Annotated in this window: 12 protein-coding genes; 6 read left to right on the forward strand and 6 right to left on the reverse strand. The window is 74.0% G+C overall.

Going from position 1 to position 11,969, the window contains the following annotated elements:
- Positions 1 to 27: 27 nt before the first annotated feature.
- Together rpsR and rplI are read left to right on the forward strand one after the other, a co-directional pair.
- The gene (gene rpsR, locus ACWEPF_RS20970; protein WP_030270170.1) at positions 28 to 264 is read left to right on the forward strand and encodes a 30S ribosomal protein S18; all 237 of its coding nucleotides are present in this window, start codon (positions 28 to 30) and stop codon (positions 262 to 264) included.
- Positions 265 to 281: 17 nt separating this feature from the next.
- Positions 282 to 728 carry a 50S ribosomal protein L9 gene (rplI, locus tag ACWEPF_RS20975; RefSeq protein ID WP_345290505.1) on the forward strand — a complete coding sequence of 149 codons (447 nt, stop codon included), beginning with the start codon at positions 282 to 284 and terminating at the stop codon, positions 726 to 728.
- An 83-nt stretch (positions 729 to 811) separates the two neighbouring features.
- Here rplI and ACWEPF_RS20980 read toward each other — a convergent pair whose 3' ends face one another.
- The gene (locus ACWEPF_RS20980) at positions 812 to 2,137 is read right to left on the reverse strand and encodes an MATE family efflux transporter (protein WP_345290504.1); all 1,326 of its coding nucleotides are present in this window, start codon (positions 2,135 to 2,137) and stop codon (positions 812 to 814) included.
- Positions 2,138 to 2,408: 271 nt separating this feature from the next.
- On the opposite strand from ACWEPF_RS20980, the gene dnaB reads away from it, so the two are divergent.
- On the forward strand, positions 2,409 to 4,001 hold the full coding sequence (dnaB, locus tag ACWEPF_RS20985) for a replicative DNA helicase (RefSeq protein ID WP_380149527.1): 1,593 nt from the start codon (positions 2,409 to 2,411) through the stop codon (positions 3,999 to 4,001).
- An 18-nt stretch (positions 4,002 to 4,019) separates the two neighbouring features.
- Here dnaB and ACWEPF_RS20990 read toward each other — a convergent pair whose 3' ends face one another.
- Complete coding sequence (locus ACWEPF_RS20990; protein ID WP_452173709.1) at positions 4,020 to 5,228, reverse strand: GNAT family N-acetyltransferase; 1,209 nt, start codon at positions 5,226 to 5,228, stop codon at positions 4,020 to 4,022.
- 122 nt (positions 5,229 to 5,350) lie between these two features.
- Entirely contained in the window at positions 5,351 to 6,070 is a 720-nt protein-coding gene (locus tag ACWEPF_RS20995) for a GbsR/MarR family transcriptional regulator (protein ID WP_345290502.1), read from the reverse strand.
- Positions 6,071 to 6,281: 211 nt separating this feature from the next.
- Between ACWEPF_RS20995 and ACWEPF_RS21000 the strand changes: the two genes are divergently transcribed.
- Both ACWEPF_RS21000 and ACWEPF_RS21005 read left to right on the forward strand, forming a co-directional pair.
- Positions 6,282 to 6,947, forward strand: a complete 666-nt coding sequence (locus ACWEPF_RS21000) for a DUF4097 family beta strand repeat-containing protein (RefSeq protein WP_345290501.1) — start codon at positions 6,282 to 6,284, stop codon at positions 6,945 to 6,947.
- Positions 6,948 to 7,003: 56 nt separating this feature from the next.
- Complete coding sequence (locus tag ACWEPF_RS21005; protein ID WP_452173710.1) at positions 7,004 to 7,840, forward strand: alpha/beta fold hydrolase; 837 nt, start codon at positions 7,004 to 7,006, stop codon at positions 7,838 to 7,840.
- A gap of 23 nt (positions 7,841 to 7,863) precedes the next feature.
- Here the strand turns inward: ACWEPF_RS21005 and ACWEPF_RS21010 are convergent, their stop codons facing one another.
- Together ACWEPF_RS21010 and ACWEPF_RS21015 are read right to left on the reverse strand one after the other, a co-directional pair.
- Positions 7,864 to 8,793: an oxygenase MpaB family protein gene (locus ACWEPF_RS21010; RefSeq protein WP_452173711.1), complete on the reverse strand. Its 930-nt coding sequence runs from the start codon at positions 8,791 to 8,793 to the stop codon at positions 7,864 to 7,866.
- 123 nt (positions 8,794 to 8,916) lie between these two features.
- Positions 8,917 to 9,831: an NADP-dependent oxidoreductase gene (locus ACWEPF_RS21015; protein WP_452173712.1), complete on the reverse strand. Its 915-nt coding sequence runs from the start codon at positions 9,829 to 9,831 to the stop codon at positions 8,917 to 8,919.
- Between the two features lie 136 nt (positions 9,832 to 9,967).
- Between ACWEPF_RS21015 and ACWEPF_RS21020 the strand changes: the two genes are divergently transcribed.
- The gene (locus ACWEPF_RS21020; RefSeq protein ID WP_452173713.1) at positions 9,968 to 10,543 is read left to right on the forward strand and encodes a class I SAM-dependent methyltransferase; all 576 of its coding nucleotides are present in this window, start codon (positions 9,968 to 9,970) and stop codon (positions 10,541 to 10,543) included.
- A gap of 35 nt (positions 10,544 to 10,578) precedes the next feature.
- On the opposite strand, the gene manA is transcribed toward ACWEPF_RS21020, so the two are convergent.
- Positions 10,579 to 11,775, reverse strand: coding sequence for a mannose-6-phosphate isomerase, class I (gene manA, locus ACWEPF_RS21025; RefSeq protein WP_452173714.1), 1,197 nt, complete (start codon positions 11,773 to 11,775; stop codon positions 10,579 to 10,581).
- Positions 11,776 to 11,969: the final 194 nt, after the last annotated feature.

Raw genomic sequence — 11,969 nt, forward strand, 5'->3', positions numbered from 1 at the left:
CAGATCTCGTATTCACAGGAGCACACAATGGCGAAGCCGCCTGCTCGCAAGCCTAAGAAGAAGGTTTGCGTCTTCTGCAAGGACAAGGTCAACTACGTTGACTACAAGGACACGAACCTGCTGCGGAAGTTCATCTCCGACCGCGGCAAGATCCGTGCCCGCCGGGTCACCGGCAACTGCACCCAGCACCAGCGTGACGTCGCCACGGCCGTGAAGAACAGCCGTGAGATGGCGCTGCTGCCCTACACCTCCACCACGCGCTAAGAGAGGGTGACCGAAGAATGAAGATCATCCTCACTCACGAGGTCCCCGGTCTCGGCTCGGCCGGCGAGGTCGTCGAGGTCAAGGACGGTTACGCCCGCAACTTCCTGGTCCCGCGTGGCTTCGCCATCCGCTGGACCAAGGGCGGCCAGAAGGACGTCGACGCGATCCGTCGCGCTCGCAAGATCCACGAGATCCAGACCCTCGAGGCCGCCAACGAGGTCAAGGGCAAGCTCGAGGGCGTCCAGGTCAAGCTGGCCGTCCGTTCGGGTGACGCCGGCCGTCTGTTCGGCTCGGTGACCCAGGCCGACGTCGTCGAGGCCATCAAGGCCGCCGGCGGCCCCGCCGTGGACAAGCGCGCCGTCGCGATCGCCTCGCCGATCAAGACCGTGGGCACCCACAAGGTCTCGGTCAAGCTGCACGCCGACGTCCAGGCCAACCTCGACGTCGCCGTCGTCGCCGCCTGAACCACGCGTTAGCGTCAACGGCCCGGTTCCCCCTCGGGGGAGCCGGGTCGTTCGCCGTGCGGGGCGGCGGTCCTGAGCGGCCGTCAGGTGCGGACCGCGCCGGTCACCAGCCAGCGGTCGGTCCTGACCCGCAGGCAGAGGAAGGCGCAGCGGGCCAGCATGAACAGGTTGATCGCCCACCAGAGCGCGGTCAGCCCGCCGCCCAGGGACGGCACCAGCAGCGCCGCCGGGGCGAACACGGCCAGCGTGCCGAGCCCGGCCCAGGCCAGGTAGCGGCCGTCCCCGGCGCCCATCAGCACGCCGTCCAGCACGAAGACCACCCCGCCCACCGGCTGGGCCAGCGCGATCACCAGCAGCACCCGGGAGACCTGCTCGCGGACCACCGGGTCCTCGGTGAACAGCGGCACGTACAGCGGGCGGGCCAGCACCAGCAGCAGGCCGAGCAGCACGCCGACGGCCAGGCCCCACTCGATCATCCGGCGGGTGGCCTCCCGGGTGCCCGGCACGTCCGAGGCGCCCAGGTAGCGGCCGACGATGGCCTGGCCGGCGATGGCGATGGCGTCCAGCGCGAAGGCCAGGAAGCTCCAGATGGTGAAGACGATCTGATGGGCCGCCATCTGCACGTCGCCCAGGCCCGCCGCCACCGCGGTGGCCAGCATCAGCACGGCGCGCAGGCTGAGGGTGCGGACCAGCAGCGGGCCGCCGGCCCGGGCACTGGCCCGGATGCCCGCCGCGTCCGGGCGCAGGCCCGCGCCCTCCCGCCGGGCGCCGCGCACCACCACGGCGACGTACACCGCCGCCATGCCGGCCTGGGCCAGCACGGTGCCCCAGGCCGAGCCGGCCACGCCGAGGCCGGCGCCGTAGACCAGCAGGAGGTTGAGCAGCAGGTTGACGGTGAAGCCGGCGATCGCCACCCTCAGCGGGGTGCGGGTGTCCTGCAGGCCGCGGAGCACGCCGGTGGCGGCCAGCACCAGCAGGATCGCCGGGATGCCGAGCGCGCTGATCCGCAGGTAGGTCACCGCGTACGGCGCGGCGGTGTCGGAGGCGCCGAGCAGTTCGGCGGCCTGCGGGGCGAACAGCAGGGTGAGCAGTACCAGCCCGGCCGAGATCATCAAGGCCAGCCAGATCCCGTCGATGCCCTGCTGGACGGCGGCCCGGCGGTCCCCGGCCCCGATCCGGCGGGCCACCGCGGCGGTGGTCGCGTAGGCGAGGAAGACGAAGACGCCGGTGAGGGTGGCGAGCAGCGAGGTGGCGACGCCCAGGCCGGCCAGCTGGGCGGTGCCGAGGTGGCCGACGACGGCCGAGTCGGCCATCAGGAAGAGCGGTTCGGCGACCAGGGCGCCGAAGGCCGGGACGGCGAGGGCGAGGATCTCCCGGTCGTGCCGGCGGCGGGGCGTGGCGGATCTCATTCAGCCAAGGCTACTCATCCACAGGTAAGTGGCACAAGGGGTCATGGATCATTACTCGAAACGGTGATCGAACGGCGGCGCGGCCGCCCGGGGAAGTGTGTGAACGATTTCTCATCACTCGACGAGCGGTCCGTTCTCGCAGGTCAGCGCGGGGGTGGCGGGGGTCACTCCAGGGTGTCCACAGGGTTGTGCACAGGAATCGGTGAGTTCTCCACAGCATGGGGACGGTTGTCCACACGCCCTGTGGATAACCGCTTGGTAGCGTTGGCTGGTGACCGGCCCCCAGTACGACGACCACGATGCGCCCCCGCCCCCGGAGGACGACTGGCAGCCGTCCGACGACGCCTTCCCGCCGGGGCCGTTCCCGGACGGGCCCGGTGACCGCCTCCCGGTGAGCCGCCGCAACGACGAGCGCGGCGAAGGACGGGGCGAGGGCCGCGGCGAGGGCGGCTTCGGCAAGGGCAAGGGCTCCTTCGGCAAGGGCGGCGGACGCCGCCGCGACGGGGACGGCGAGGACCGCGCGCAGTCCGAGGGCTTCGAGCGGGTGCCCCCGCAGGACCTGGCGGCCGAGCAGTCCGTGCTCGGCGGCATGCTGCTCTCCAAGGACGCCATCGCCGACGTCGTCGAGGTGCTCAAGCCCGCCGACTACTACCGGCCCGCGCACGAGCTGATCCACGGCGCCATCCTCGACCTCTACGCCCGGGGCGAGCCCGCCGACCCGATCACCGTGGCCGGTGAGCTCACCAAGCGCGGCGAGCTGACCCGGGTCGGCGGCCCCGGCTACCTGCACACCCTGGTCAACTCGGTGCCCACCGCGGCCAACGCCGAGTACTACGCCGAGATCGTGCACGAGCGCGCGGTGCTCCGCCGCCTGGTCGAGGCCGGGACCAGGATCGCCGGCATGGGCTACGCCGCCGAGGGCGACGTGGACGAGATCGTCAACGCCGCCCAGGCCGAGATCTACGCCGTCACCGAGCAGCGGACCAGCGAGGACTACGCGCCGCTGGCCGACATCATGGAGGGCGCGCTCGACGAGATCGAGGCGATCGGCTCCCGGCAGGGCCAGATGTCCGGCGTGCCGACCGGCTTCGCCGACCTGGACGCGCTCACCAACGGGCTGCACCCCGGCCAGATGATCGTCATCGCCGCCCGTCCCGCGATGGGCAAGTCCACGCTCGCGCTGGACTTCACCCGGGCCTGCTCGATCACCAACGGGCTGCCCAGCGTCATCTTCTCCCTCGAAATGGGGCGCAACGAGATCGCCATGCGCCTGCTCTCGGCGGAGGCCCGGGTTGCGCTGCACCACATGCGCTCCGGCAACATGACCGACGACGACTGGACCCGGGTCGCCCGGCGGATGCCGGACGTCACCGCCGCCCCGCTCTTCATCGACGACTCGCCCAACCTGTCGATGATGGAGATCCGGGCCAAGTGCCGCCGCCTGAAGCAGCGTCAGGACCTCAAGCTGGTGGTCATCGACTACCTCCAGCTGATGCAGTCCGGCGGCTCCCGGCGGGCCGAGAACCGTCAGCAGGAGGTCTCGGACATGTCCCGTAACCTCAAGCTCCTCGCCAAGGAGCTGGAGCTCCCGGTCATCGCGCTCTCCCAGCTGAACCGTGGCCCCGAGCAGCGCACCGACAAGAAGCCGATGGTCAGCGACCTCCGCGAGTCGGGCTCCATCGAGCAGGACGCCGACATGGTCATCCTGCTCCACCGCGAGGACGCCTACGAGAAGGAGTCCCCCCGCGCCGGCGAGGCCGACCTGATCGTCGCCAAGCACCGCAACGGCCCCACCGCGACCATCACGGTGGCCTTCCAGGGCCACTACTCCCGCTTCGTCGACATGACCCGCGACGTGACCTGACGGACCGCCGGCCCCCGCTCAGAACCAGTGCAGGCAGTGCGGGGCCCGCTCGGCCCGGAAGAGGGCGTCGGCGGTGGCGGCCGCCTCCGGGGTGCGGGCCAGGACGTGGCCGGCCCGGACCAGGGTGGTGGGGGCGGTGCCGCCCAGGAGGACCGAGCCGAGGTCGCTGATGTCGAGCGTGAGGTCGGGGGCGCGGTCGGTGGGGGTGCAGCGGGCCTCGCCGGCCTTCACCGTGAGGGCGTGGCGGTGGTGTTCGCCGAGGAAGGGGTCGGTGACGTCCAGGACGAGCTCCCCGTCGGCCGGGTAGCCGCGCGAGGTGAGGGCCCCGGGGACGTCGAGCAGGCGGACCCAGAGCCAGTCGTCGTAGTGGGTGGCCTCGGCGGCACGGAGGTCGCCGAGCTGCCAGCGCAGCGGGTGGTCGGGGGCGAAGTGCTTGAACACCACCGTGGAGACCAGGTCGTGCCGGAGCAGGAAGGCGGCCAGGGCGGCGACCACGGCGTCGTCGGCGGCGACGGTCTCGTCGACCACCAGGGTGTCGGGCTCGGCGAGGGAGTAGGTGGCGTAGCCGTCGGGGGTGCCGTCGGCGTCGCGGTGGACGGCGACGTAGCGGGCGGCCGGGGCGACGGGGGGCTGGCCGGCGCCGCGGTCCCACCAGCGCTGCGGGCGGGAGAGCGCGCCGGGCCGGGTGCGGCGGTAGCGGTCGTAGACCTGCGCCAGGAGCTCGGTGCACTCGGAGCGGCGCAGCAGTTCGACGGTGCCGGTGTCGCCGAGCCCGGCCCGGGAGGGGGCGGGCGCGGCCTTGGCGCGCCGGACGGTGAGGCGGCCGGTGTAGGTGGCGGGGCCGTAGCCGAAGCGGCGGTAGATGGTGGCCTCGGAGGCGAGCAGGACCGAGAGGTGCTCGCCGCGGGCGCGCAGGTCGGCGAGTTGACGGCGCATCAGGGCGGTGAGCACGCCCCGGCGGCGGTGGGTGGGCAGCACGCCGACCGCGCTCACGCCGGAGACCGGCGCCAACGCCCCGCCGGGCAGCGTGAGTTCGAAGCCGTAGGCGCTCGCGGTGCCGACCGGCCGGCCGTCCTCGTCCAGCGCGAGCAGGCCGCGCTCCGGCTCCAGCGCGGAGAACCAGCCTCCGGGGGCGTCCGCCGGCCCGTCCGGGAAGCGGGCGAAGGCCGCGTACATGGTGTCCACGAAGAGGTCGTGGTCCTCGGCGGTGGTGGGTCGGATCTGCATGCCTGCCACGGTCTCCCCGGTCCGGTGCGGGGCGCTGCCGTGCGCGGTGCCCCGCCACAGTGCAGCCGGGGCGGCCGGGGCGGTCAATCGATTTACCCGGCACCCCGGCGGGGGAGGGGCGCTCAGTCGGCCTCCGGCTTGGTGTGGAGGATCTCCCGGGCCTGTTCGGCGGCCCGGACGATGCTCTCGGAGACGAAGTCGACGAAGCGGGCGATGTTCTCCAGCCGGGTGCCGGCGGGGGTGCCGTGGCCGAGCACGGTGACGCCCTCGCGGGCGGCGGAGGCGAGCCGGGTGGTGCCCTCGGCGCTGGCGATCATCGACTGGTACCAGACGTCGTCGTCCACCACGTAGCGCTCGCGGCGCCGCTCGTCGCGCTCGCGCCGGACCAGGCCCTGCTGGTCGAGGTAGGCGATGGCCTTGGAGATCGAGGCGGGGCTGACCTGGAGGCGCTGGGCCAGGTCGGCGGCGGTGAGGCTGCCGGAGTCGGTGATGTAGAGGCAGGACAGCACCCGGGCCATCATCTTCGGCGTGCCGGAGGCCATCAGGACGGTGGTGAGCAGCTCCTCGAAGGCGCGCACCGCCTCGGCGTCCCGCCCGTGGGCCTGGGGGAGGTCGGTCCGGGCCTTGGGCGCGGCGGGGCTGCGGCGGCGGGTGCGCTGCTCGGTGGCGCGGTGGGCGAGGTCGGCCCGGTAGGAGGTGGGGCCGCCGTTGCGCATGACCTCGCGGGTCACGGTGGAGGTCGGGCGGTCCAGACGTCTGGCGATCTCCGCGTAGGCGAGGCCGTCGGCCAGGCCGAGGGCGATCTGCTGGCGTTCCTGCTGGGTGAGCCTGCCGCCCGGCATCGCGGTCTCCTTCTCTCGACGGAGCGTCAGCATAGCGTTAGCCGCCAATCCATTGCAACGTTTCGTTGCATTGCGCTGGAGAACGTTGCAATGATTTCCCGGCTCTGAGCTGCAAAAACGGCCTAACCATGCAATGAAGACGTTGCCAGATCAGTGAGTGCAACGTAGCTTTTGCGAAGTCAGAAACAACAACGACGCAGGAGCAGACACCATGCAGAAGTTCGCCGCCACCGCCCCGATCACCGCCGTCCTGGACGTCGCCGCCGGCCGTGTCCAGCTGATCGCCGCCGACCGGGCGGACGTCGCCGTCGAGGTCCGCCCGGCCACCCCCGGCCGCGGCCGCGACCTGAAGGCCGCCGAGCAGACCCTGGTCGAGTACCGGGACGGGGTGCTGCGGGTCAGCACTCCGGAGGCCGCCAAGCGGGCCTTCGGCCCGAGCGGGTCGGTCGAGGTCACCGTCCAGCTGCCGGCCGGCTCCCGGGTGGAGGCCACCGCCGCCGCGGCCGACCTGCGCGGCGTGGGCCGGCTCGGGGAGGTCGTCTTCACCGGCGCGGCCGGCACCGTGAAGCTCGACGAGGCCTCCGCCGCCCGGCTCACCCTCCAGGCCGGGGACATCCACCTGGCCCGCCTCACCGGCAGCGCCGAACTCACCACCACCAAGGGCGACCTGACGGTCGCCGAGGCCCACGGCGGTGCCCTCGCGCTGCGCACCGAGGCCGGTGACATCACCGTCGGCGTCGCCCGCGGCGTCTCCGCCTCGCTGGACGCGGGCACCGCGTACGGCCGGATCGGCAACGCCCTGCGGAACGAGGGCGCCCCCGCCCTCACGATCCGCGCCACCACCTCCTACGGCGACATCGCCGCCCGCAGCCTCTGACCGCCCGCCGCCCGCAGACCCTGACCGTCCGTCACACACCGAGGGAGAACCCAGCCATGAGCACCGCCACCACCACCGCCGCCACCAACGCCGCCGCCGTTGACACCACCACCGCCTGGACCGGCACCGTGCGGGTCGAGGACACCACCCTGGCCGTCCGTGACACCGGCGGCCCCGGCCGCCCGGTGGTCTACCTGAACGGCTGCTACGCCGACACCTCGCACTGGCGCCGGGTGATCGCCGAACTGGGCGACGGCTACCGGCACATCACCTTCGACGCCCGGGCCCGCGGCCGCTCCGGCCGCTCGGCCGACCACTCCTTCGACGCCTGCGTGCGGGACGTGAGCGCGGTCCTCGCCGCCCGCGGCATCACCGAGGCGGACCGGCCGGTGCTGGTCGGCTGGTCCTACGGCGCGGCGATCGGGATCAACTGGGCGGACCGCAACCCCGGCCGGGCCGAGGGCGTGGTCTCGGTGGACGGCGCGCTGCCGAACGACTGGCTGGACGAGGCCGGCCGGGCGCACATCCGCAGGCTGTTCCGCAAGCTCGGCCCGCTCTTCCCGATCGCCCGCCGGCTGGGCATGGCGGCGAAGATGAGCGCCGCCGAGCACGCCGAGGTGAACATCGAGGCCAACGAGGTCTGCGCCACCGGCGTCCTGGTGCCGGTGCTGGAGCGGATCACCACGCCGGTGCGCTACGTGCTCGCCTCCGGCGGGAACCTGGGCGCCGCGGCCGAGGTGATGGAGGGGATCCGCGCGGACTTCCGGAAGGTGGCCGAGGCCGCCCCGCAGGTGGAGATCAGCGCCAAGGTGCCGAGCAACCACTCCAAGATCCTGCGCAACGACTACCGCGCGGTGGCCGACGCGGTCCGCGGGCTGGCCCCGGCGGCATGACCGCCGGGAGGCCGGACGGACCGTCAGGCCGCGTCCGAGCCGGGCGCGGCGGCGGCCCGCCGCACGGCCGCGGCCCGGATCTGGGACGGACCGCAGGCCCAGACCATCACCCGCCCGAGCGCCCGGGCCAGCGGCAGGTCCCAGCCGGAGCGCACCACCGCCGGGCGCCGGACGCCCAGTTCGGCCCGGGCCCAGGGCGGCAGCACCGCCAGGGCGGCGTTGGTGAGCACCCGGACGGCCAGGCGCTCGCGCGGGGAGCGCCCGAAGGTCCGCAGCAGCCGGAGCACCTCGAAGGCGGCCGGGACGGCGCGCAGGTCGGGACGCACACCGGCCAGGTAGGAGCGCACCCCGGCGCGCGAGGCCGGCACGCCGGTGGCGCCGAGCAGCTCGGCCACCAGGGCGTACTCGGCCAGGTAGGAATCGCACTCGGCCGGGGTCAGCCGCTCGGCGGCGAAGGTCTGGTACCCCGTCAGGAAGCAGGCCACCTCGGCGGTGTGCACCCAGGTGAGCAGGGCCGGGTCGTCGGCCCGGTACGGCCGGCCGTCCTCGGCGGTGCCCCGGATGTGCGGGTGGATCCGGCGGACGGCGGCTATCGCCCCCTGGGCCGCCTCGGTGGAGCCGAGCGTGGTGGTGGTGACGAAGCGGGCGGTGCGGTGCAGCCGGCCGGTCGGGTCGTCCCGGAAGTCGGAGTGGTGGTCCACCCCGGCCATCGCCAGCGGGTGCAGGGACTGCAGCAGCAGGGCGGCGAAGCCGCCGACCAGCATCCCGGCGGGGTGCGCGTGCACCCGCCAGACCACGCTGGAGGGCCCGAACAGGCCGGGGTCGCCGGCCGGACGGTCGTACCGTTCGAGGTGCAGGTCGGGGCCGTGCACGGTGGCGTTGATCTGCGCCAGCAGGTGCTCCCGGAGCAGCTCCAGGGGGGTGGGCCGGACGGCCGTGCTCGTTGCGGTCATGGACAGCTCCCCCCGTCGCCGGTCATTCCGTCCCACGGTACCGACCGGCTCGCCGGAGGTCACCGGCGCCTCCCGCGAGACCTGCTGACGGTCGGTCAGGACGGCGCCCCCGCCGACACCCCGTCAGAAGGTGAGCACCACCGCGCCGCGCACCCCGCGCTCGGCCAGCCGGGCGTGGGCCTTCGCCGCCTCGGTGAACGGGACGGCGGTGTCCACCCGGACGGTGAGCGCGCCGCCGGCCACCAGCGCTGCCAGCTCGGCCAGCCGGGCGCCGTCCGGCACCACGTCCACCACGGTCAGCAGGGTGTCGGCCGGCAGGTCGTTGGTGGGGCGGACGGCGACGAAGACCGTGCCCGGCAGCAGGTGCGGGAGCAGGGCCGGGCCGAGCAGGGCGGTGTCCAGCACGGCGTCCACGCCGTCGGGGGCGAGCAGGGCCAGCGAGGCCAGGTCGTCCCGGTCGACGAAGCGCGCGCCGTGCGCGGTGACGAACGCGCGGTCGCCCGGGCCGGCCAGCGCCAGCACGTCCAGGCCACGGGCGGTGGCCAGCTGGAGCGCCAGGCCGCCCAGGTTGCCGGCGGCGCCCGTGATCAGCAGGGTCCGACCCGCCGTCAGCCCGGTGGCGTCCAGTGCCTGGGCGGCGGTCAGGCCGTTCAGCGGAAGGGCGGCCGCCACCGCGGCGTCCACCCCGGCGGGGGCCGGGGCGACGGCGGAGGCGGGCAGCACCGCGTACTCGGCGTGCACGCCGTTGTGGCTGCGGAACCAGTGCGAGAGGCCGATCACCTCGTCGCCCGGGCGGAAGCCCGTCACCCCCTCGCCCACCGCGTCCACCGTGCCCGCCAGGTCCCAGCCCAGCCGGTGGGAGGGCAGCGGCGGCAGGTAGGCGGCGACGGCGCCGGAGCGGACGGCCGCGTCGGCCGGGTGGACGGCGGCCGCCCGGGTGCGGATGCGCAGCTCGCCGGCGGCGGGCCCGGGCAGCGGGGCCTCGGTGATCTCGACGTTCTCGGGGCCGCCGAAGGTGGAGACGGTGACTGCGCGCATGGTGGGAACTCCTGGTCCGTTGCCGTTCGTGATCTCGCTGACGTGAACGAGGTTTCCACCGCGCGGCCGGCGGTGGCAGAGGACGGCTCAGCCTGGGACCGGCGGTCCCAGGCTGAGCCGGGAAGGGGCGGTGGGCGTGCACGGAACCGACGGGTACCGGGAGGCGGCGGCGGAGCTGATCACCCAGTACGAGGAGGTCACCTTCGAGCAGCTGCACGCGCAGGTGCTCCACCTGCTGCCGCAACGGCCGGTGCGGGTCCTGGAGTTGGGGGCGGGAACCGGCCGGGACGCGGCCTGGCTGGCGGCCCGCGGCCATCTGGTCACGGCGGTGGAGCCGGTGGTGGAGCTACGGGTGCACGAGGGGCCCGGGATCACCTGGCTGGTCGACGAACTGCCCGGCCTGGCCCGGGTGACGGGGCGGTTCGGGCTGGTGACGGCGGTCGCGGTGTGGATGCACCTGGACGAGGGGCAGCGGCGGGCGGCGATGCGCCGGGTGGCCGGACTGCTGGCGCCCGGCGGGCGGTTGGTGCTGACGCTGCGGCACGGGCCGGTGCCGGCCGGGCGGCGGATGTTCCCGGTGACGGCGGAGGAGACCGCCCTGCTGGGCGGCGGGTCCGGGCTGGCCGAGGTGCACCGCAGCAGCCGGGCCGACGGGCACGGGCGGGCCGGGGTGAGGTGGGAGCAGCTGGTGCTGGAAGCACCGGTGTCCTGAGCCCGGCCGGGCTCAGGACACCGGGTGACGTGGCGTCAGAGGGTGACGGTGGCGCGGAAGACGGTGGCGTCCGCGCCCGAGAGGACGGTCTCGGTGCCGTCGGCCGGGAGGAAGGCCGACTGGCCGGTGGCGAGGGTCAGTTCGGTGCCGTCGGCGGCGGTGAGCACGGCGGTGCCCTCGGTGCAGAGCAGGATCTGCGGGGCCCGGCCGGACAGGGTGCGGGGGACGCCGGTCAGCGGGTAGCGGGAGAGCCGGAACTCGTCGATCGGCACCGGGTAGAGCTGCTCGCCGGAGGCGTCGGCGGCGGGCCGCAGCACCTCGGGGCGGGAGGCGGTGAAGTCGACCACCTTGAGCAGCTCGGGCACGTCCACGTGCTTGGGGGTGAGGCCGCAGCGCAGCACGTTGTCCGAGTTGGCCATGATCTCGACGCCGGTCCCGCGCAGGTAGGCGTGGACCAGGCCCGCGCCCAGGTAGAGCGCCTCGCCGGGCTGGAGCCGGACGTGGTTGAGCAGCAGGGCCGCGATCAGCCCGGTGTCGCCGGGGAACTCCTGCGCGGCGTAGGCGTACCCGGCGAACTGGCCGGTCGGGTCCTCGCCCGCGGCGGCCCGCTCCACGGCGGCGGCGGTGGCCGCCACGGTGCGCGCGGCGGTCTCGCCGGTCATCGACAGGATGGTGGCCAGCGCGGCGCTGAGCGCCTCCGACTCCGGCTTGCCGCGCAGCAGTTCGACCAGCGGGGCCAGCTCGGGGACGCCGAGCGACTCCATCAGCGCGGCCGCCTCGGCCGGCGGGCGGAAGCCGCACAGGCCCTCGAACTCGTCCAGCGCGCAGATGAGTTCGGGCTTGTGGTTGGTGTCCTTGTAGTTGCGGTGCGGGGCCTCCAGCGGCACCCCGCGGGCCTCCTCGTCGGCGAAGCCGGCCTTGGCCTGCTCCAGCGTCGGGTGGGCCTGGATGGAGAGCGGCAGCCCGGCGGCCAGCACCTTGAGCAGGAAGGGCAGCGCGGGGCCGAACTTGGCCACCGACGCGGGCCCCAGCTCGGCCTCCGGGTCGGCCTCGATCAGCTCGTTCAGCGCGGCCGGGCCCCCGCCGCGGTTCACCCGGGAGGAGTCGCCCGGGTGCGCGCCCATCCAGAGCTCGGCCTGCGGTGCACCGGTGGCCGGGACACCCAGCAGCGCGGGGATCGCGTGGACGGACCCCCAGGCGTAGGGGCGGACGGTGTTGGTGAGCCGGTCCATGAGCTGTCGTCCTGTCTGGTGCCGAGTGCGCAGTGAGGTGACGACCCTAACCGACCGCCCGTACCGGCCGGAGAACGGCGGGACACGGGCGGTCGGTGCGGTGGTGTCAGGCGCGGACGATGCCCAGGACGGTGTCGCGGACCTGCTCCATGGTGGCCTGGTCCTTGGCCTCCACGTTCAGGCGCAGCAGGGGT

Source organism: Kitasatospora sp. NPDC004289 (assembly GCF_053602875.1).